Origin of the sequence: Roseivirga misakiensis, from assembly GCF_001747105.1 — a bacterium.
GTDB lineage: Bacteria > Bacteroidota > Bacteroidia > Cytophagales > Cyclobacteriaceae > Roseivirga > Roseivirga misakiensis.
This window is the reverse complement of record NZ_MDGQ01000003.1, coordinates 470,291-489,806: the sequence shown is the minus strand read 5'-3', so window position 1 is coordinate 489,806 and position 19,516 is coordinate 470,291. Positions and strand designations below refer to the sequence as shown.

The 19,516-nt window shown below is 40.5% G+C and carries 23 protein-coding genes; 11 read left to right on the top strand and 12 right to left on the bottom strand.

The annotated features are described in order from the left end of the window. The first annotated feature begins 301 nt into the window (after positions 1-301). The 6 genes from BFP71_RS02465 to BFP71_RS02440 all read left to right on the top strand — a co-directional run bounded on the left by BFP71_RS02465 (position 302) and on the right by BFP71_RS02440 (position 5,598). Positions 302-1,489, top strand: a complete 1,188-nt coding sequence (locus tag BFP71_RS02465; protein WP_069833865.1) for a 6-bladed beta-propeller — start codon at positions 302-304, stop codon at positions 1,487-1,489. Between the two features lie 56 nt (positions 1,490-1,545). Continuing rightward, positions 1,546-2,241 (top strand): YjjG family noncanonical pyrimidine nucleotidase, encoded by a 696-nt coding sequence (locus BFP71_RS02460; protein WP_069833864.1) that lies wholly within the window; start codon positions 1,546-1,548, stop codon positions 2,239-2,241. Positions 2,242-2,315: 74 nt separating this feature from the next. Further along, positions 2,316-3,947: an L-glutamate gamma-semialdehyde dehydrogenase gene (pruA, locus tag BFP71_RS02455; RefSeq protein WP_069833863.1), complete on the top strand. Its 1,632-nt coding sequence runs from the start codon at positions 2,316-2,318 to the stop codon at positions 3,945-3,947. Positions 3,948-3,995: 48 nt separating this feature from the next. Beyond that, entirely contained in the window at positions 3,996-4,478 is a 483-nt protein-coding gene (locus BFP71_RS02450) for a DinB family protein (RefSeq protein ID WP_069833862.1), read from the top strand. Next, positions 4,468-4,911: a PaaI family thioesterase gene (locus BFP71_RS02445; RefSeq protein ID WP_069833861.1), complete on the top strand. Its 444-nt coding sequence runs from the start codon at positions 4,468-4,470 to the stop codon at positions 4,909-4,911. The genes BFP71_RS02450 and BFP71_RS02445 overlap by 11 nt, the downstream gene beginning before the upstream one ends. A gap of 180 nt (positions 4,912-5,091) precedes the next feature. Next, positions 5,092-5,598 (top strand): hypothetical protein, encoded by a 507-nt coding sequence (locus tag BFP71_RS02440; RefSeq protein WP_069833860.1) that lies wholly within the window; start codon positions 5,092-5,094, stop codon positions 5,596-5,598. Between the two features lie 71 nt (positions 5,599-5,669). On the opposite strand, the gene BFP71_RS02435 is transcribed toward BFP71_RS02440, so the two are convergent. From BFP71_RS02435 to lepB, 4 genes are all read right to left on the bottom strand, one after another. Then, entirely contained in the window at positions 5,670-6,674 is a 1,005-nt protein-coding gene (locus BFP71_RS02435) for a DUF4407 domain-containing protein (RefSeq protein WP_069833859.1), read from the bottom strand. 211 nt (positions 6,675-6,885) lie between these two features. Beyond that, positions 6,886-8,259, bottom strand: a complete 1,374-nt coding sequence (locus BFP71_RS02430) for a M28 family peptidase (RefSeq protein ID WP_069833858.1) — start codon at positions 8,257-8,259, stop codon at positions 6,886-6,888. Between the two features lie 32 nt (positions 8,260-8,291). Further along, complete coding sequence (locus BFP71_RS02425) at positions 8,292-8,681, bottom strand: hypothetical protein (protein WP_088124843.1); 390 nt, start codon at positions 8,679-8,681, stop codon at positions 8,292-8,294. 47 nt (positions 8,682-8,728) lie between these two features. Further along, positions 8,729-9,898, bottom strand: coding sequence for a signal peptidase I (gene lepB, locus BFP71_RS02420; RefSeq protein WP_069833856.1), 1,170 nt, complete (start codon positions 9,896-9,898; stop codon positions 8,729-8,731). A 183-nt stretch (positions 9,899-10,081) separates the two neighbouring features. Here lepB and BFP71_RS02415 point away from each other — a divergent pair, with 183 nt between their 5' ends. The 4 genes from BFP71_RS02415 to BFP71_RS02400 are packed head-to-tail and all read left to right on the top strand — an operon-like array spanning position 10,082 to position 12,865. Next, positions 10,082-10,717, top strand: coding sequence for an ABC transporter ATP-binding protein (locus BFP71_RS02415; RefSeq protein ID WP_069833855.1), 636 nt, complete (start codon positions 10,082-10,084; stop codon positions 10,715-10,717). After that, complete coding sequence (locus BFP71_RS02410) at positions 10,714-11,964, top strand: ABC transporter permease (RefSeq protein ID WP_069833854.1); 1,251 nt, start codon at positions 10,714-10,716, stop codon at positions 11,962-11,964. The genes BFP71_RS02415 and BFP71_RS02410 overlap by 4 nt, the downstream gene beginning before the upstream one ends. Positions 11,965-11,974: 10 nt before the next feature. Further along, positions 11,975-12,436 (top strand): hypothetical protein, encoded by a 462-nt coding sequence (locus BFP71_RS02405; RefSeq protein WP_069833853.1) that lies wholly within the window; start codon positions 11,975-11,977, stop codon positions 12,434-12,436. A gap of 18 nt (positions 12,437-12,454) precedes the next feature. Next, a complete protein-coding gene (locus BFP71_RS02400; protein ID WP_069833852.1) occupies positions 12,455-12,865 on the top strand; it encodes a hypothetical protein in 411 nt (136 codons plus the stop codon). A gap of 3 nt (positions 12,866-12,868) precedes the next feature. Here the strand turns inward: BFP71_RS02400 and BFP71_RS02395 are convergent, their stop codons facing one another. The 8 genes from BFP71_RS02395 to BFP71_RS19320 form a co-directional block, all read right to left on the bottom strand. Next, entirely contained in the window at positions 12,869-13,627 is a 759-nt protein-coding gene (locus BFP71_RS02395; RefSeq protein WP_069833851.1) for an energy transducer TonB, read from the bottom strand. A 3-nt stretch (positions 13,628-13,630) separates the two neighbouring features. Beyond that, positions 13,631-14,107: a c-type cytochrome gene (locus tag BFP71_RS02390; protein ID WP_069833850.1), complete on the bottom strand. Its 477-nt coding sequence runs from the start codon at positions 14,105-14,107 to the stop codon at positions 13,631-13,633. Beyond that, positions 14,100-14,744 (bottom strand): SCO family protein, encoded by a 645-nt coding sequence (locus BFP71_RS02385; RefSeq protein ID WP_069833849.1) that lies wholly within the window; start codon positions 14,742-14,744, stop codon positions 14,100-14,102. The genes BFP71_RS02390 and BFP71_RS02385 overlap by 8 nt, the downstream gene beginning before the upstream one ends. 3 nt (positions 14,745-14,747) lie before the next feature. Further along, positions 14,748-15,290 (bottom strand): CopD family protein, encoded by a 543-nt coding sequence (locus tag BFP71_RS02380; RefSeq protein WP_069833848.1) that lies wholly within the window; start codon positions 15,288-15,290, stop codon positions 14,748-14,750. Positions 15,291-15,479: 189 nt separating this feature from the next. Then, on the bottom strand, positions 15,480-16,307 hold the full coding sequence (locus BFP71_RS02375; RefSeq protein ID WP_069833847.1) for an MOSC domain-containing protein: 828 nt from the start codon (positions 16,305-16,307) through the stop codon (positions 15,480-15,482). 69 nt (positions 16,308-16,376) lie between these two features. Next, positions 16,377-17,210, bottom strand: a complete 834-nt coding sequence (locus BFP71_RS02370; protein WP_069834539.1) for a hypothetical protein — start codon at positions 17,208-17,210, stop codon at positions 16,377-16,379. 4 nt (positions 17,211-17,214) lie between these two features. Next, positions 17,215-17,826, bottom strand: coding sequence for a TIGR04282 family arsenosugar biosynthesis glycosyltransferase (locus BFP71_RS02365; RefSeq protein WP_069833846.1), 612 nt, complete (start codon positions 17,824-17,826; stop codon positions 17,215-17,217). Positions 17,827-17,828: 2 nt separating this feature from the next. Next, a complete protein-coding gene (locus BFP71_RS19320; RefSeq protein WP_176723304.1) occupies positions 17,829-18,215 on the bottom strand; it encodes a rhodanese-like domain-containing protein in 387 nt (128 codons plus the stop codon). Positions 18,216-18,426: 211 nt separating this feature from the next. Between BFP71_RS19320 and meaB the strand changes: the two genes are divergently transcribed. Beyond that, complete coding sequence (gene meaB / locus BFP71_RS02355) at positions 18,427-19,419, top strand: methylmalonyl Co-A mutase-associated GTPase MeaB (protein WP_069833844.1); 993 nt, start codon at positions 18,427-18,429, stop codon at positions 19,417-19,419. The last annotated feature ends 97 nt before the right edge of the window (positions 19,420-19,516 follow it).

Below are 19,516 nucleotides of genomic sequence, written 5' to 3'. Positions count from 1 at the left end.
CATCTCGAATGCACAGAATTAGATTACTATTATGTTTTTTTGCCCTCTCAGCTTGCAACAGTTCTAGGCAATTTAATGATCAAAGTGATCTTTTAGTGATAGACCTAGAAGATGCCTTAAACAATTCGGCTCAATTGAATTTGAGTTCTTTTGTTTCAAGTCTATCATATATTCAACTCGAAACAAGTGATCAAACATTTTATGATTTTCTCAGGGTCACCGATATTATTAATGATTCATTGTTAGTAGCTATTTAGGAAAATCTGCGTTAATGCTATATTGATATCAATACAATCAGAAAATGAAAAAGAGGCTCCTATTACTTTCACTGCTTTCATTATTCCTTGCCTGTGAAGATAAAATAGAGGGCATTCAAAGTATTCCTGTTATTCAGATTGCAGAGGCTTTCGATAATCCTTCGCCGATAAACCTAAGCGAATTGGTTTCGGACGTTGAATACGTGCAACTGGAAACCAATTCATCTACGCTCTACAGGTTTCCACACATATGTGGCTTAATTGGGGATTCCCTCATTTTGTTAAAAGCTAGTAAAAGAATATCTCTGTTTAACAGAAGAACAGGAGGGTATGTTAAGGATCTCGGTCACGCCGGTGACGATCCAGAAGGCTATAGGATGAGTGCTAGGAACCTTGGTGTAAATACGTTTACAAATAGCGTTTATGCCAGCCGGAATCAGGAAAAACTGATTGGTTACCCATTAGACGGTAGAAGTGCTTTAGATTTTGTGAATTTACCAACGATCATAAACCAAACAGACGATATGATGTCTGCTGGATTTTTAAGTGCTTATAGCTATTTGGATAGTACCCATTTCTTAGGCTATATCTCTAATATGAGTGGTAGTGAGAAGAATAGAATTCTAATTTTCGATAGATCAGGAGATGTTAAAAAGAGCTTTCCAAATCATTTGACATTTGAAAATAACCCTAATCGTATTCAGTTTTCTATAACCTACTTTCAAACTTACAACAACGAGGTTATGTTCAAGGAGACTTATAATGACACTATATTCCATATTTCTCTAGAAAGTATGGAAAGTGCATATGTGATGAGTTTCCAATCATACGGCATTCCGTACGAAGAACAAGAAACCGTGGTGGGAAATGATTTAAAAGAACGCATGCGCTTAACAGGGATCTTAGAGAGTGATAAATTTGTCTGCTTCGAAATCGATTTTCAGGGTGTCTCATACTCTGGTTTGTTCGAAAAGGCTAGCGGTGAAACACGTATAGCGAAAAACAAGGAACTTAGTCATGGTTATGTGAATGATTTAGATGGTTTTGTTGCCTTCAAACCATCCTATATATCTAGAAATGGAGAACTGATTTCGACAATTCCTGCTGAAAGAATAGCTGAATGGTTCGAAACACACCAAGATAAGATTTCATCATTACCTCCGCATATTCAAAAATTACAGAATGTGCAGCCAGAAGATAATCCAATCATCATGATTGGTAAATTGAAGTAATTTTTGGTCGCAACTCAAACTTAAACCAGAGGTGTTAGTTCTCTTCAAAAACTATTTTGTCTAAATACAAGCATATCTTTTTCGACCTTGATCATACCCTTTGGGATTATGATGCCAACGCCACCGAGGCCTTGGGTGATTTATACGATCAGCATAATTTCCAAAGACTTCAGCTATTCGATAAAACTGATTTGGCCAAGACCTTTTTTGAGGTCAATTATGGTTTATGGGATTTATATAATATCGGTAAGATTCAGCGACCAGATATTCGCGAACTCAGGTTTAAAACGATCTTCGAAAAACTTGGGGCAAAGCCATCCGATATGCCTGTTAATCTTGAACAAGAATACATTCAACTGGCACCCACGAAAGAAAAAGTCTTTGCCGATGCGTATGCTGTGCTAGATTACCTTGCCGATAGATATCAGCTGCATGTAATTACTAATGGCTTCGACGATATTCAATCAACCAAAATGAATAGCTCTGATTTGAGGAAGTATTTCGATGTGGTGGTGACGTCCGAAACTACGGCATATCGAAAGCCTGATAAGGAGATTTTTGAATTAGCCATGAACTTGGCAAAGGCTCCCTTGGAGGAATCGATCATGATAGGGGATAATCTGGAATCAGATATCGCTGGAGCAAAAAATGTCGGGATGGATTATGTGTGGTTTAACCCCGAAAAACAAAAGGCGAATTCTACAATTCAACACGAAATTCAGAACTTAATTGAGCTGAAAAGCATTCTATAAAAGTCGGTTTCATAACAGTGAATTGAAACTGTATATTTGCGACAATCATTTTGATCAAAATAAAAAAGTAAACTATGGCAACTGGATTTTTCAATGTACCCACCCCAACCAACGAACCTGTATTGAGCTATGCGCCAGGATCTAAGGAAAGGGAGGAGCTGAAAGCCGCTTTGGCTGCAGCAAGGGCCAAAGAAATAGATGTACCGATGTACATCGGTGGAGAAAGAGTGACTACGGATAATAAGAAACCGATGTCGCCACCGCACGATCACCAACACATCTTAGGGCATTATAATGAGGGCGGATCGGAGCACGTGGCTGCGGCTATTGATGCGGCGATGGCAGCGAAATCTGCATGGGCTGATTTGGGCTGGGAGCATAGGGCTTCTATCTTTTTAAAGGCAGCAGAATTACTCGCTGGACCGTACAGAGCTAAGATTAATGCAGCGACCATGTTGGGTCAGTCGAAAAACGCATTTCAGGCGGAAATAGATGCCGCTTGTGAGTTTATCGACTTTTTGCGATTTAATGTGCAATACATGACTGAGATTTATGCTCAGCAACCTAATTCAGCACCTGGTATTTGGAATCGTGTGGAGCAGAGACCTTTGGAGGGATTCGTTTTTGCTTTGACGCCATTTAACTTTACCGCTATTGCTGGTAACCTGCCTACTTCTGCAGCTATGATGGGAAATACCATCGTTTGGAAGCCATCTAATACTCAGATTTATTCTGCTAACGTGCTGATGGAGGTATTCCAAGAAGCGGGAGTTCCCGATGGTGTGATTAACCTTGTTTACGTAAGTGGTCCTACAGCTGGAGATGTGATCTTTAATCATGCTGATTTCGGTGGAATTCACTTCACAGGTAGTACGGGCGTATTCCAGCATATCTGGAAAACAATCGGAGAGAACATTTATAAGTACAAGTCTTACCCTAGAATCGTAGGAGAAACTGGTGGTAAAGACTTTATCATGGTGCACAAATCATCAGATGCAAAAGAGGTGGCTACGGCTATTTCTCGAGGTGCTTTTGAATACCAAGGTCAAAAATGTTCTGCGGCGTCAAGAGCTTATATTCCATCTAACCTTTGGGATGATGTGAAAGACTACGTTGTAGCAGATTTGGCTACGTTCAAAATGGGGCCAACTGAAGATTTTGGAAACTTCATCAATGCCGTTATCGATGAAAAATCATTTGATAATATCGCGGCTTATATAGATGGTGCAAAGGCTAGTCCTGATGTGGAAGTAATTGCAGGAGGAAACTACGATAAATCGAAGGGCTACTTTGTAGAGCCGACCGTTTTATTAACGAAAGATCCAAAATACACTACTATGTGTGAAGAGATTTTCGGTCCTGTGATTACAATATATGTGTATGATGAGAATGAGTTCGAGGCGACTATGGAATTGCTAGATTCGACTTCTCCATATGCGTTAACAGGTTCTATTTTCGGAAGAGATCGTTACGCTGTAGAGCAAGCGACTAAAACACTTCAAAATGCTGCTGGTAATTTCTATATCAATGATAAACCGACAGGTGCGGTAGTAGGGCAACAGCCTTTTGGAGGTGCAAGAGGATCTGGTACAAACGATAAGGCTGGTTCAATGATCAACTTATTGCGCTGGGTGTCTCCTAGAACGATTAAGGAAACATTTGTGCCACCGAAAGATTATAGATACCCATTTTTGGGAGAAGACTAATTGAATTGTAAAGGCTCCGTTTATCGGAGCCTTTTTTTATTTTAGAATATGGAAGAAACACAGACGGCACAGCTATTTTTTCAAGAGGAGGTTCCTGATTTACTGAAATGCCTGAGGGCAGATCAAAAACCGCTATGGGGATTTATGACGCCTCAGCACATGGTCGAGCATCTAATTGTCATTTTTAAAATGTCTATTGGAAGAATTAACCTGCCTGTGGTGTCAAAAGAGGAAGATTTCCCAAGGTTGAAGGCCTATTTGATGAAGGATAGTCCCATGCGTCGATCTGTTCCTGCCCCCAATGGGAAAAATGAATTACAGCCATTAAGGTCGGCGAATCTGGAAGAGGCAAAGGAAAAGTTATTGAAGGAAATAGAGGTTTTTTTGGCATTCATGAAAGATAACCCTGATCGCGAGCTCAATCATCCTTATGGCGGCCCAATGAAGCCCAGTGAATGGATACTTTTTCACAGAAAGCACTTTAAACACCATTTTATTCAATTCGGCCTTATTCCTGACTATGAGTCTTGAGCATTATAGAAACTTAGAAAATATGTTCCATGCCGCGCCAATTCAGAAAATCCTGAGTGGTGCTGAAATGAAGGTTTCTGAAGGCAAGGCCACTTATAAACTTGCCATCAAGCAGGACTATTTTCATGCGGCAGAGGCTATGCATGGTGCTATTTATTTTAAGATGTTGGACGATGCTGCTTACTTCGCTGCTGCATCAATGGAATCCACCTATTTTCTATTGACAAAGACCTATAACATAGAATTTATCAGGCCCGTATTAATTGACCAATTGATCGCAGTCGGGGAGATCATTTCCGTTGAAGAAAACAGATTTTTGTCTAAATCAAGTATTCAGAATAGTGCCAGAAAGGTTGTAGCCACAGGCGAAGGCATCTTCGTCAGGAGTAAGAAATTATTGGCTAACCAAGGAGGTTACTTGCCATTGATCTAAAAGGGTTGATATCAATCTTATGACTATCAATTAGTTAATGTGATTTAATCATGCTGATCATTTATATGCTCCATACAACCGCCTTCTAAAACCGTTTGGGTTCATCACTTATGGCTTCTGTAACTTTTTGCTTTTATTGGAGTCTTTAAAGAGGATACTTAAAACTCAAATCAGGTCAATATGAAAAAAATCACAGCAGCACTACTACTGGTTCTAGTAAGTGCATCGTTAACAGCGCAGTCAAAAGTTAGGGAGAAAGATGTTCTGGGAGAATGGGATGTCATTATCGATTTACAAGAAGCAAGAGAAGAGGTCGAAGATGATCTTGAGGAAGAAGACTCTTGGATTGCCAGAAGATTTGCCAGAGGCATCAGTAATTTTGCCTTTAACATTGTTGAAAGCATTGATATTAGGTTCGATTTCAGGAGAGATGGAGAATTAAAAATGTCGTTCAATGTGCTCGGTGATCGAGAAGTAGAGTACATGGAGTGGTACATTAACCGTGATGGAGAACTTATCATTGAAGATGATGACAGGAACCGAAGAAGACGTAGAAACAATAGCTCATTCAATTTCTCTAATGACGATGATGTTTGGATGATGAAAGATGGTAAACTTCAAGCGTTTGAAAGAACGAGAAGAGGTCGCCTTGAAATCAAAAAGGAGCTTTATTTAAAAAGAAGATAATAATACCATTCCGAAAAAAAGGCTCGTAAACTTAGTTTACGAGCCTTTTTTTGTGCGTGACAAGCCTTTCTTTAGCGGGCATAGAATTTCAGCTTTTCGTAAGTTTCACTGTCCATTTCAGCGATTTTCTCCAGGTTGTGATTCTTATAAAAGTGCTCTCTTATTTCCAGTAGTTCATCATAGGGTCCGCGAGGCGCAATCAACTTGACAATTATCGGTGTACACTCCAGCATGATAAACAGTAACATGATAAAGACGTTGGCGATAAAAATGGCGCGGTTTTCTTCTCCAAGAATTCTGAGTGCTTCTAGCTGCGCTGCCATGCCATTCCATGCAGTTCTTTTAATTTGATCTAGTTCGCCTTGCTTGCTTTTCAGCAGTACGCTGTACTGTTGTTCTTTAGCCTGAATGATCGGTTTATTCTCATTTAAAACATTGTCAAGTTCCTTTTGCGCTTGATCTGCATCAGCCTTCTTCAGCTGATAAATGGGGCCGGCTGATCTTCTCATTGATCCACCAGTACCGTCAGCTTCGCGTCTTGCGGCATCGGCTAACTCATTTCGCGTCGCAGTTTTCAGGTTTATTTCATCCTTCAATTGGGTGATTTGGTTTTGTAATGCTACGCCCGACGCTTCATATCGTTCCTCAATAGCTGAAATCTCCTTTTGAAAGATTTCTTCCTCTAAAAGCACAAGTTTTCTGTCGATCTCTTTCGAGAAAATTTTAAGTTCTAAAGGCTTAGAAATAACGATCGCCAGCATAACAGCTAAAAGAATGCGTGGTGATGCAATGAATAGCTCCTTGAACCATCCGCCTTTCTTCTTCCGCATGGTCGAAACAATGAATCTGTCCAAGTTGAAAATGATAATGCCCCAAACCAATCCAAAGGTCAAGGCCCAGAAGGTATTTTCGAATACGGTAAAAAAGGCATAACCTCCCGATAGTGAGGCTAATACTCCGGTGAAAAAAACTGCTGCGCCCATGCCAGTATACTTCGATGCATCGGTAGGGCAGCGTTTAAGTAATGATCGATTAGTTCCTGCACAGAACCAGAAGAATTCTTTGAGTGATGTCATAGTTGTTGCTTTTGAGTTTGACCACAATAAAAATTGAGGAGTAAAGCCTTAGTAGCCTTTCGTTTGACAAAATTCTTACGATAGAGGTTGCTGTAGACTTGGTAAATAAGGGAACGGATGTATTTTCAATATGTTGTGTAAACTAGTACCTTTTTATACATAGTACTAATTTAAAGTGATGAACACCTACTTTTCCATGCTGAACAAGTTCTTATAAACCGTATTTATCGATGAGGTAAATCATAGAGGCCATTGCCGCCGCACCAAGTTCCAGTTCGCGTTGATTCACTGCTTCGAAATTATCTATACCTGTATGATGGTATTTGAAGTATCGCTGGCTATCTGGCAGGTAACCAATCGTTGGAACGTCCTGTGTTCTTAGTGGACTTATGTCGGCGCCACCTCCGCCTCGCTTTAATTGATGTATTCCGTAAGGGGTAAATAGCGGCTGCCAAGAGAGTAGCTTGTCTTGTTGTGCTTTGGTCCCTGTAATTCCAAATCCGATCGGTAAAAAACCACCACGATCCGACTCTAAAGCGGCCACATGATACTCTTCATTTTCTTCTGCTAATTCAGCATACTTCCTTCCACCCATCAAGCCATTCTCCTCATTCATGAACATTACAGCTCGGATTGTTCTTTTAGGTTGATAGCCAATTGCCTTCATCAATCTTAAAACTTCAATTGACTGTACACATCCGGCACCATCGTCGTGAGCACCTTCCGAAAGATCCCAAGAGTCTAGGTGACCACCGACCACAATGATTTCATCTGGAAATTCTGAGCCCTTAATTTCTCCCACGACATTGTAAGAAAGTACGTCTGGAAGCATTTCGGCATGTGTTTCGAAATAGAAGTTAAGGTTTTGATCGTCCTTGAGTAGCTCACTCAATTGATTTGCACCATTCGTGCTGATCGCCACGGCAGGGATTTTAGGAATGTTTAGCGCATACCGAGTTCCGCCTGTGTGTGGAATGTCATCATTAAAAGAACTCAAAGATCTAACAACCGCTCCAATAGCACCATATTTGGCTGCTTCTGAAGGTCCTGAACCTCTTTGATTTGAAGCACCACTATAAGCACTGAATGTATCCATTAGTTTGGCATCCATTGGACGATTGAAGAAGACGATTTTACCTTCAATCTTCGCTCTACCCAGTTTCGCCAATTCCTGAAAATCCTGTACTTCTATAATTTCACCAACAACACCTTTAGGGCCTGTGCCTACAGAATTACCTAGGGCTACTACATCCATCGGCACGGTACCCAGTTTTTTGGAATTGACTACACGCGCTATTTCTTTTTTTCCACGAACCCAATGTGGAACCATCACAGGCTGCAAAAAGACGGTATCAAAACCATAGGCAATCATTTGTTGCCTACTCCACTCTACCGCAGCAGCGGCTTGTGGCGATCCGCTTAATCGACCTCCGATATTCTTTGTCAAATAGCGGAGCATTTCATAGCTCTCACCTTTTTCTAAGGCTTCATCGAAGATTTTTCTGATTTGCGCAGCGTCTTGAGCTTGCTGTGCAGAAAGTGTACTTGAAAAAAGGAGTGCTAGTAGGATTATAAGGTTTCTCATGACTTAGGTTTCTGTGGATAATAGAAACCTAATCAATCCATGATTTCGGCTTCTTCCAAAATATACATCAGCTTCAAAGGATCATCACCATTTACGGAGAGTTTACCTTTTACTTTAATGCGCTTCTCTGTAAAGTTGAGGTCTTTTTTCAAGAATACCTCAACCACAGTTTCTGGGCCTGCACCACCACAAAAAAAGCAGTTGGCAAATGGCAATGCTGATAAAACGAAATAATTTTTACCCCTAAGCTCATCCAGCGGGATCATCCATCCATCGAGCGAAATCTCTTTTCCATTAAGGGCCTTTACTTCTTTACTAAAAGTTGGGTAGTCTATCTCGTAATTCAATGTTTCGTCAAAACGCTTTTCAATCTTGACTTTTGCTAAGGTCTTCCAGGCATTAGGCTTAGATGACTGATCCAAAGGGACAGCAAATGATAGGAAACAGAATAGTATAACGGAACGAAGCACTACTTAATCAAGTCTAGAATTCTATCGAAACGGATGTTTTGGAAGAAACCTGTCTCTGGGTTAGTTCTATCCATAGACCAGAAAATGAATAAAGGTTTACCAACAATATGATCTTCTGGAACAAGGCCCCAAGTTCTAGAATCTTCTGAATTATGGCGATTGTCACCAATCATAAAATAGTACCCTTGTTTGAAGGTGTAACTTGTCACTTTTTCGCCTTCGATGAATACCTCATTGCCTCGGATTTCAACCTCATCGTTGTGCTCATAGTGTTCGATCGCTTCGCCGTACAACGCGATGTTTTTTGGTGTCAATTCAATGGTCTCGCCTTTCTCTGGCATCTTCAACGGTCCGAAGAAGTCGCGGCTCCAATTAAATCCAGGCGCATTTGGAAAAAGTCCGCTTTCTTCACCAGCCTGATAAGTAATCTCTTCCACACTTTTAATAAAAGGAAGTTCGGCAAGCTGGTCGGCTTTCTCTTTTGTAGTAAATATTTTAAATCCGAGTTTATCTTTATATGGGTAGTTAGGAATGGCGGTAGTGGCATATGTATCACTCGGGTTATCATCGTAATAATCCGTAATGCCAATTTCTCTCATATATCTTGGGTGAACACCTTGATCGGCTTGGACAAAGAAGCTAGTTAGCATACCAGGAGGGTTTTCAGCAGCTTCTCCATTGATATAAATCTGCTTATTTCTTACTTCAAAGACATCTCCTGGGGTAGCCATGCAACGCTTTACATAGAAAGTCTTGATGTCGAGCGGGAATCCTTTATCATAGTCAGGAGGATAGTTGAAAACAACTGGTTCTCCAGCGCGAACATCCCTCAGTCCTGGAAGCCTAAAGGTAGGCACTTGCAAGATTTTGGAATAAGATGGAATATTTGTGCCCCAAAACTTCTGATGAGCGAGTGGGAATTGGATCAATGTTTTAGGCGTTCTAGCACCAAAATGAACCTTACTTACAAATAGATGATCTCCAATTAGCATTGAGTTTTCCATTGATCCTGTAGGGATGGCGTAAGCCTCAATGAAAAACATTCTAATTATCGTTACGGCAATCAGAGCAAACAGAATGTCATTAATCAGCTCTCTAAAAAAACCTCTCTTCTGTCTTGGTTCTGATTCTGTTTCAACTTTTGGTTTGCGCTTTAAGAAATCAAGCATTAGCTAAATATTAGGCTTTAAGTAAGCGGTAAAGATATTATTAATTTATCAAAAACTGATGTCCTGGATTTTGACAGATTTATTGATAACGAAGAAAACCGTTCTGAGGTTTTTTGAACTTCTACACGATTGGTTTTATTAATTAAGCAGGCTTACGTTACTTAGCTATTGAATACAGGAGATATGATCAGCATAGATAATCTTAGTTTCGGCTACTCAGACCAAAAAGTCCTCGCTATACCCCATATGGAGGTAAAAGAGTCTGAGCATTTACTGATTTTGGGCAATTCGGGTAGTGGTAAAACCACGCTGCTCCATATTCTTGGAGGCTTGTTGGCACCGAAAGAAGGAAAAGTAGTTATCGGCAATACAGATCTTTATGGATTATCGGCCCACCAACGCGATAAATATCGTGGGCAAAATATTGGATTAGTTTTTCAAAAAGCGCACCTGATTAGCGCTTTATCCGTAGGTGATAATCTTCTATTGGCACAATACCTTTCTGGGGCAGCCCAAGATAAGGGGCGAGTATATGAAGTGTTGGAGGAATTAAACTTGGCACAAAAGGTAAATAAACGTGTGAGGGAGTTGAGTCAAGGGGAACAACAGCGAGTGACCATTGCTCGGGCGCTGTTGAATAGGCCACAATTGATATTGGCCGATGAACCCACCGCAAGCCTTGATGACGAGAATGCGATGAAGGTGCTTTCCCTATTAAAAAATCAGGCCGAGAAATATCAGGCATCCTTGCTGATTGCTACACATGATCAACGTGTAAAAGACGAATTTAAGCAAACACTTAACCTTAACACGCCATGAATCTGATATCGTTAAGTTGGAGCTACATTAAAGCAAAGCCCTTAAACACACTGCTGAATGTGCTTTTAATGAGTTTGGGAATTGCGATTATTCTGGTACTGATTTTATTAAGCAGTCAACTAGAAGAAAACTTATCAAAGAATAAAAGAGGTATAGACCTGGTTGTAGGAGCCAAAGGAAGCCCCTTACAATTGATTTTGGCCAATGTTTACCATATAGATTTTCCAACGGGCAACATCAAACTAGACGAGGCTAAGAACCTAACCAGAAACCGATTGGTCAAATCAGCCATTCCTTTAGCCTTGGGCGATAATTATGGAGGCTTTAGAATTGTTGGTACTAATCATGATTATGTAAAACTGTACAGCGGAGAAATTGGCTCAGGGGTACTTTGGAAAAATAACTTAGATGTCGTTTTGGGTGCCAATGTATCTGAGAAGCTGAATTTAAAGGAGGGGGCAGAGTTTTTTGGAGCTCATGGTTTATCTGTTGCCGATTTAGAGCATGAAGAGCAGTCTTACCGTGTGGTGGGTGTTTTGAAAAAGAGTGGAAGCGTACTTGACAATCTTATTCTCACCAATATTGAAAGTGTCTGGGCAGTTCATGATCATGAAGCATCAGACGAGGAGCACGACCATGATCACGACCACGAAGTGGAGGAGGGGAGTGCTTGGGAAACGGGCTTACCTGATGGAGATACCAATGCGGAAATTACGTCCATGTTGATAAAGTATCGCTCACCGATGGGGGCAGTACAAATGCCAAGGTATATTAATGCGAACACCAATATGCAAGCAGCATCACCAGCGTTTGAAACACAGCGGCTTTTTTCACTGTTAGGTATCGGTGTGGATATGCTCAGAAGTTTTGCGTACATCATTATAGTTATCGCAGGTTTGAGCATTTTCATCTCATTATATAATGCCTTAAAAGATCGAAAGTACGATTTGGCCATTATGCGTTCGTTGGGCGCTGCCAGAAGTAAGCTTTTTGTCCATGTGGTTATAGAGGGTATTATCATCACCATTATTGGTGGCCTTTTAGGCATGGTTTTAGGTCATGGGTTAATGGAGGTACTGGCCAATTCGTATGAGAAATCAGACGATATTGGCATTACAGGTTTAATCTTTGTGAACCAAGAACTGTATGTTTTACTTATAAGTGTGGGTATCGGGGTTGTTGCTTCGCTTATTCCCGCGTTTAATGCGTATAAAACGGATATCTCTAAGGTGCTTGCCGAAGAATAAAATTTTAGACATGAAAAGAATTTTAATAGTATTGATCATTTCAATTTTCGCACTGCCGAGTATGGCACAAGATGTGAAAATGAAAGGCGCTAAGCTTTGGAAAACCTTAGCCGATGTAAGCTACGATATCAAGAAAGACGAGTACGGCGATGTCTTTGTGCCTGTTTTTGGAGAAAGTATTAAAGGAGTTGCCGATCAATTAGTGGAGATTGATGGTTTTATCATTCCATTCGATGGTATGTTTAAACCTACAGAACTGATTCTATCTTCCTTGCCAATCAGCGAGTGCTTTTTCTGTGGATCAGGTGGACCAGAAACCGTCATGGAGATATCGATGAAGGAGAAAATTAAATACACCACAAAACGTGTAAAAATCAGAGGTAAACTGAAACTTAATTCCGACAATCCCGATAAGCTAATGTATCAACTAGTCGAAGGCGTTTTCGTTGGTTTGGCTGACACTAGCTACTAGATTTTGGAAATAAGAAACATGAAGAAGATTTTCGCATTATTCCTGATTACACTATTCGTCGTTTCATGCGGTGATGGATATGATAGACTTGCTGAGCGTGACAAGGTAATTGATGTTCATGATGAAGTCATGCCCAAGTTGGGTGAGGTGATGAACCTTAGAAAACAAGTGTTGAATAAGGTGTCAGAGATAGAGGGAGATAGTAGTAAAGTTGAATCATTAAGAGATCTAGCTATGCAATTAGACGACGCTAGAAAAGGTATGATGACTTGGATGAATGACTGGTCAAAAACTTCTGCCAAACATGTAAACGGTGAATCTACAGTCGACGAGCAAAAAGCCTATTTTGCCGCTGAAATGAAGCGCGTGACTAAGGTTAAAGATGATATTAACTCGTCCATTGACGAAGCCAAGGAAGTTCTGAAGTAGGCTTTAGCTTGATCTAAATACAATTCTCAAATTCATTGTCCCGTCCACTGGCTTGCCATCAAGCTTAGCTGGAATCCATCTAGGTGACAGATTAATGACTCTAATACCTTCTTTAGTTAGGCTTGGATGAGTACTAGAGATGGCCTTTGGGAGTACGATTCGTCCATCCGCCAAAACAACAAATGAAAGGACTACTTCCCCACCTCCGTATCTCTTGGCTGCAGTGGGGAACTTTAGGTGTCTTCTGAGGTGCGCATTCCAATTGTCCATTCCGCCAGGAAACTCCGGTTTGGTTTCAAATACTATTTTCACACCGTTGATTGAATCCTTCTCATTATTTTGTGAGAATATGTTGTCCCTTGTTTGAAGTAGTTTTCCTGCATCATTATACTCTACTAGTTTAGTAATGCATTTATTCTGATCATAAAAAGCCCAAAAACCCACTTGGTTTCCATTCTTGTATTCACCATTTATCATTAAGTCTCCATTTCTATGGAATCGCTGATAAAGACCTTCTTTTATCCCTCTCTTGTAGGTGAATGTTTCTAGGAGTCTACCGTTTTTAGCATACTTTTTAACTAGGCCAACGACACGCTTTTTCTTGTCAAGCGATCTAACTTCATAGGTGAGGAATTCTTGAGAACGATCAACTTGTACTCCTTCTATATCTAAAAATGCTGTGTCAATTTTTTGTCTTTGACCTACAGCCGAAAAGTTAATTAGTATGCCTAAGAGTAATGAAAAAAATAGTTTTTGATGCATTGATCATGGTTTATTGGATTCGAGATAGTCTTTTACTTCCTCCAAGGACAAAACCTCAGCTTCATTTCCCCATGCATTAGAGATGTAAACTTGAAGTTGTAGTATTTCGAAAGGAGTAAGACTAGGGTTGCCCGGCATGGGCTGGTTATACTCTTGTCCGTTAACCATAATCGGCCCTTTCATTCCATACTTAATGATTCTTGAAGTGGCCAGGATATTATTGAGTAAATAGTCAGAGCCTTTTAGCGGAGGGATTAGCTTGCCAAGCCCCTGACCATTTTCCATATGACAATTTATACAATATCGTGTGTAAAGCTGCTGTCCAACAGCAAATAGTTTTAACTCTTCACGAGTAAGGCGTTCCTGAACGTTCTGATTATCGCTCTTTTCACTACTTCCACCACAGCTGAATACAATCGTCGCTGTTACACAAACGATCAGCGTCTGAAGCTTTGATAAGGATAGTATAGACCTACTCATATTCGGCTAACAATCTAGGGATATCATTAATAAGCGCACTAACCTCTATTGGTTTAGTCCCATCATATATCCCTCTAATTCTTCTTTCTTGATCGACTAAAATGAAAGCGCCACTGTGAATAAATCCTCCCGGTGCATCTGCATCTTCACCTACAGGAACCAAATACCCCTTTTCGCTTCCAATCTCGTAAATCTCGTCTTGGTCTCCGGTAACGAATTTCCAAACCTTGCTATCCGGAATACCCAATCTCATGGAGAAATCTTTCAAATAAGCAACGGTATCATGCGCTGGGTCTATCGTATGAGATAGTATGCCGAAGTTTGGGTTGTCCTTAAACTCTTCGTAAACCCTGAGCATTTGTTGCTTCATAATTGGGCAAATGGTTGGGCACGTGCCAAAAAAGAAATCGGCCACGTAGATTTTACCTTCAAAAGTTGCGGGTGTTACATTGAGACTGTCCTGATCTGTAAATGAGAAATCAGGTATGGTATGATAAACCGTATCCAGTTTACCATTCACTTCTTTGTAATCCGTTAGGCCTAGAACAGGTAGTTTCTGAGTACTACCAGAATCACAAGAAATAGTACTACCGATCAGTACCAATGCCATTACAATTTGTAAACCTCGCTTCAACATTTCTTATCCTTCTTTTTTACTTCTTATGCGTTTGTAAATTCTTATCCCGATCATTAAAGCTATCGCCACTAGGAAGAAGCCAACTGTCCCTTTTACCCAATCGAATTCATTTTTAAGGACTATGATAAAAACGACTGAAATCAAGATAAGTGATGATAATTCATTCCAAATTCTTAGTTGATTCGATGTATAGCGCTTGACATCATTTTGAAGCTGCTTGTAGAGCCTATGGCAAAGAAAGTGGTAGATGTATAAAGCCACCACAAAAGTAAGTTTGACATGCATAAATGGAAGTTGCAGCATAGCAGGGTACTGGTAGATCATGGTTCCACCAAAAATCAAGGTTAAGATAGCCGATGGCCATGCAATGATGAACCATAGCCTGTTCGCCATAAGCTTCAATTGATCCCCAAGTATAGTTCTATCGGGTTCGGGCTTATCCAGTGCTTCCCTTTGATAGATAAAGAGCCTTACGATGTAAAAAAGCCCAGCAAACCAGGTGACAATGAAGATAATATGGAGTGATTTGATATATAAGTCAGCCATAACTTGCTAGCGCAAAGATATGCACTAATTGTATAAGTAGAGTGCTTATTTTGGTTAATCAGGTGTTTAGAGAAATGGTTTGAGGGGACTACAAAATTCTGTCCCAAATTTTACACTCTCGGTAGGTCGTTTTTATCGTTTTATCGACGACTCGGTAATGCTAAAAGTACTTTGGGCAAAAGCGTATTACTACAGTGCCGTCTTTTTCGTGGAGTGAACAATGATTTCTTGCCCTATTTCGATCGATCCCTCTGAAGCGGGAATGAAGTTTTCGCCAAAGAGAATTTTATGCCCTACTTTTCGGTAAGTAGAAAGCGTTTTAAGAGGCTCTTTTCCTTTCAAACCAGTATCAATATCAATGGTGGTCATGACGCATCTTGCGCATGGTTTTACACCAAACAGTTTTACACCATCTATCTCTATTTTATGAAGTGAATCTTCTTGGTGCGCATCTGCACCAGAGATGATGATGTTGGCTCTAAACCGATTCATTGGGATGTTTTCTTCGGTCTTACTATTCAGTAAAGCCAATGAAGCTTCGCTAATCATTAAAATTGGGTAGCCATCGGCATAACTCACTTCATCTGCATCACTGATTGCATATCGTGGGTCGGCTGGTCGGATACCATCTTTGTGCATATATAAAAGTCGAACAGGTTTTCCCAGAAATTCACTAAACCAGGCATCCGCAGACGCGTCAACTGGGGTTCCGGTACACACATCATCCCAGACTGTAACTTTTACCGGGTCAGTATCTGGCTCAGAAAGGCTAAAAGTCAATGACTCTTTTTCACCCTGTTTATACTTGATAGTGATTGAACTTTCGTTGATAATAGGCTGTAGAAAATTCATTTCAGGATAGTCTCGCTGGTTCACAAAGACGCCGTTTTCATCGACCAATACCCACCGACGATCATATTGTAGGCCGCGCCTTTCTACTGTCGCTTTGGTTAATTGTATGCCCGCTAATGACTTAATGGGGTATATCCAGAGGTCGCTGATTTTTAGGTTAGCCATAAGCTGAGTGATTAGATAGACTAAATTAATGACTCTCAGTGCAGGATGGTATGATCTTTTGGAATTAATCTATCGCCAATACTGATATCTGCTCACCGATGATAGTTTGAGGTTGTAGCCGTACCATGTTTTTTGACTCATCAGTAAATTCGGGTAGAGTTTCTGAAAAGTATAAGTGTTGACCTTCTCGTCATCCAATGCTACTTGTACATGCCAAACGCTGTCTTGATCGCTTATGTCGAATTGGGCTTGGTAAATCGTTGGTTTTCTAGTTTTAGTATTTACTTGCCCATCGACTACCTTTTTTTCAAACTGGAGACCATCTTCAAAGTTCAGCGACCTTAATACATAGGGAAGCTGATCCTCCCAAAGTAGGTCAGTCCCTTCTATGGCCATTCTTCCGTCTCCATAGCCATCGAAATAACTGTTATAGTCATACTCGTAACCTGATGAAGTCAGTTCAAACTGTTTAAAGGTATTACCACACCATTCCTGACCCGTATGAGTCATTTTATGAAGTTGTTCGGGTTTTTCTCGCTTAAAAAAGAGACTGGTCAAAAAGTGATATGGATAGTTTTCCGTTTCAAATCTTGCAAACATATTAACCTTCATCACACTAAAAAGATCGTCTCTTTCGTAGTCGTTAGTTTTTACGTTAAAGTCTTTATTAAATTCCTCCTTTACGGTGATGTAGACATTGTCAAATTTCCTAATCCTGCCATAAACAACCATTTCAGCATCGTAATGAGCGACTTCGGCCTGTCCATCTTCCCAAATCTTATCCATTGCCCAATTATGATTGAACTGCTCACTATTGGCATAATTGATTTCATCGGTAGCCGAAGGCTGACCTTCACAAGCCACTAGAATTGTAAAAAGAACCAATGGAATTAATTTCTTCATGATCTTAAGCATTTGCAGTTAAAATATGATCGGCCCAAGGGCCTAAGTCGGCTTCGGTATCTATATCGTTGAGCGTAGGTAATTCTTGAAAAGTCATACCTAGGGATTTGAAATCCTCGATGGTATCTGAAGCTACAGTTTCGGTGCTCCAATTTTTGTTTTCGAAAAGCTGTTTATTCATCGTTGAGATTCCGAGCAGATAGTATCCGCCATCTTCCGCGAGTCCTATGACTGCCTCATGCTTTTGAAGTGCTTCAAATGCTGTTTCCAAATGATTTTGCGTCAGGTCATAGCAATCACTCCCAATAATGCAGATTCTTTCATAACCAGTATCGAAAGCGCTTTGAAATACACTCGAGATTTTCTTTCCTAGGTCACCATCCGTTTGTAAGCCTTTCTTATAGCGATCGTTGTCCCAAAGGTCATTTTCATCTATGAAATCGGCATAGTAGACAATCTTGTCTACCGATAGGTTGGCGGTTTCTTCTTTCGTCTTGGCCAGCAGAAGTTCATAAACTGCGAGCGCCTTTTCTTTCCCAACAGTTGCTGCAAGTCGTGTTTTGGCCTTACCTAATTGAGGGTTTTTTACAAATACAATGAGTAACTCTTTCGACATGGTTAATAAACTGCTGTACCTTTTTTTAGAAATGTGCCAAAGAAGCGATTGTAAACATGTACCTCGTCGGTATTCGAGTTTTGGGTGTCAACCATCGGCATATTGGCATTAGACCAACCGATTAGTCCGTTTTTTAGTTCGTAAATCTGATTAAAGCCTTGTTTTTGTAGCCTTTTCGCCAATTTATTACTCCTTAAAGAAACCGTGCAGTACACCAGAATCGGTTGATTTTTCTCCAAGTCGTCAAGCATACCTTCTTCATATCGAACAGCACCTTTTAAATGACTGACAGTGTATTCAATTTCATCTCTTACGTCAAGAATTGTAATCGGATTGTCTTTGAGTAAACTCAAGGCCTCTTTCGGTTGAATTCTTTTCACCTTTTCCATATTAAAAATAGTATAGACCCCTCGATGATAAACTTGAAATAAAAAAAGTGCAATTAAGAGCACTAGGCTAATCAAAAGGTACTTTCCTCGTTTCATATTACTGGTAGTCAAAGTTACTACATCTTTGAGATGGAATTGTTTGTGAGAAGTATAATTCCAGTTTGCCGATATGTAACTGACATTTGATTTATGCTTACCTTGCTGATCGTAAATGAAGCGAAGTAAACTTAGCACTGAAGCCTATATTGATGGCGTCCTGTCAGGGGATAGAATCCTTCTTAGTCGTGCCATTACCTTATGCGAAAGCCATCGGCCTGAAGATGTAAGCCAAGCTGAAGCTCTGTTGATGGCTATTATGCCGCATACTGGAAAAGCAGTTCGTATAGGGATTACGGGTGTGCCTGGTGTGGGAAAAAGTACTTTTATTGAATCTTTTGGAGGGTTAGTCACCCAAAAAGGGAAGAAACTCGCCGTGCTCACCATAGACCCGAGTAGTCAAAAGACCAAGGGCAGCATATTGGGTGATAAAACTCGCATGGAAGAATTGGCTAGAAACCCGAATGCATTTATTAGGCCATCGGCATCAGGTTCAGCACTTGGTGGAGTGAGTAGTAAAACAAGGTCCGTTATGCTTTTGTGTGAAGCGGCTGGCTTCGATGTCATTTTTATTGAAACTGTTGGAGTCGGTCAATCCGAAACGCTAGTGCATGGCATGGTTGATTTTTTCCTGCTCCTGATGTTAGCAGGGGCTGGGGATGAACTTCAAGGTATTAAGAAAGGTATTATGGAAATGGCCGATGCGGTTGTGATTAACAAGGCCGACGGTCCAAATCAAGCAGTGGCTAAAAGGGCGAAGGTAGATTACCAAAATGCCCTTCATCTTTTTCCAATGGATGAATCTGGTTGGCTTCCAAAGGTAAAACTGTGCTCTGCTTTAGAGAAAACGGGTCTTGAAGACGTTTGGGAGGTGATCCAAGAGCAACAAGAGCAGGTGAAGCAATCAGGTTACTTTCAGCTGAATCGCCAGCGACAACAAGTAAATTGGTTAAAGGAAAACGTCAATGAATTGCTCGAAACGGCTTTCTATCAAAACAGCGAGATTCAATCTGTCTTAAATGACGTAATTGAAAAAGTGGAGAAAGGTGAGCTACCAGCCATGAATGCTGCTAACCTTTTAATGAAGAAATTTTCGGATCAGAATTGAGCCAAGTGGCCAAGACTTTATCAAATCAGAAACGTCTAAAAATAATGTTCCCTTGCCCTTCCGAATATTACTTCTTCTGAACAAGGGATATAATCGG

Coding starts and splice junctions, on each gene's coding strand:
- BFP71_RS02465 (WP_069833865.1), top strand. CDS start 302: ATGAAAAAGAGGCTCCTATTACTTTCACTGCTTTCATTATTCCTTGCC.
- pruA (WP_069833863.1), top strand. CDS start 2,316: ATGGCAACTGGATTTTTCAATGTACCCACCCCAACCAACGAACCTGTA.
- BFP71_RS02450 (WP_069833862.1), top strand. CDS start 3,996: ATGGAAGAAACACAGACGGCACAGCTATTTTTTCAAGAGGAGGTTCCT.
- BFP71_RS02445 (WP_069833861.1), top strand. CDS start 4,468: ATGAGTCTTGAGCATTATAGAAACTTAGAAAATATGTTCCATGCCGCG.
- BFP71_RS02440 (WP_069833860.1), top strand. CDS start 5,092: ATGAAAAAAATCACAGCAGCACTACTACTGGTTCTAGTAAGTGCATCG.
- BFP71_RS02435 (WP_069833859.1), bottom strand. CDS start 6,674: ATGACATCACTCAAAGAATTCTTCTGGTTCTGTGCAGGAACTAATCGA.
- BFP71_RS02430 (WP_069833858.1), bottom strand. CDS start 8,259: ATGAGAAACCTTATAATCCTACTAGCACTCCTTTTTTCAAGTACACTT.
- lepB (WP_069833856.1), bottom strand. CDS start 9,898: ATGCTTGATTTCTTAAAGCGCAAACCAAAAGTTGAAACAGAATCAGAA.
- BFP71_RS02415 (WP_069833855.1), top strand. CDS start 10,082: ATGATCAGCATAGATAATCTTAGTTTCGGCTACTCAGACCAAAAAGTC.
- BFP71_RS02410 (WP_069833854.1), top strand. CDS start 10,714: ATGAATCTGATATCGTTAAGTTGGAGCTACATTAAAGCAAAGCCCTTA.
- BFP71_RS02405 (WP_069833853.1), top strand. CDS start 11,975: ATGAAAAGAATTTTAATAGTATTGATCATTTCAATTTTCGCACTGCCG.
- BFP71_RS02400 (WP_069833852.1), top strand. CDS start 12,455: ATGAAGAAGATTTTCGCATTATTCCTGATTACACTATTCGTCGTTTCA.
- BFP71_RS02395 (WP_069833851.1), bottom strand. CDS start 13,627: ATGCATCAAAAACTATTTTTTTCATTACTCTTAGGCATACTAATTAAC.
- BFP71_RS02390 (WP_069833850.1), bottom strand. CDS start 14,107: ATGAGTAGGTCTATACTATCCTTATCAAAGCTTCAGACGCTGATCGTT.
- BFP71_RS02385 (WP_069833849.1), bottom strand. CDS start 14,744: ATGTTGAAGCGAGGTTTACAAATTGTAATGGCATTGGTACTGATCGGT.
- BFP71_RS02380 (WP_069833848.1), bottom strand. CDS start 15,290: ATGGCTGACTTATATATCAAATCACTCCATATTATCTTCATTGTCACC.
- BFP71_RS02375 (WP_069833847.1), bottom strand. CDS start 16,307: ATGGCTAACCTAAAAATCAGCGACCTCTGGATATACCCCATTAAGTCA.
- BFP71_RS02370 (WP_069834539.1), bottom strand. CDS start 17,210: ATGAAGAAATTAATTCCATTGGTTCTTTTTACAATTCTAGTGGCTTGT.
- BFP71_RS02365 (WP_069833846.1), bottom strand. CDS start 17,826: ATGTCGAAAGAGTTACTCATTGTATTTGTAAAAAACCCTCAATTAGGT.
- BFP71_RS19320 (WP_176723304.1), bottom strand. CDS start 18,215: ATGGAAAAGGTGAAAAGAATTCAACCGAAAGAGGCCTTGAGTTTACTC.
- meaB (WP_069833844.1), top strand. CDS start 18,427: ATGAAGCGAAGTAAACTTAGCACTGAAGCCTATATTGATGGCGTCCTG.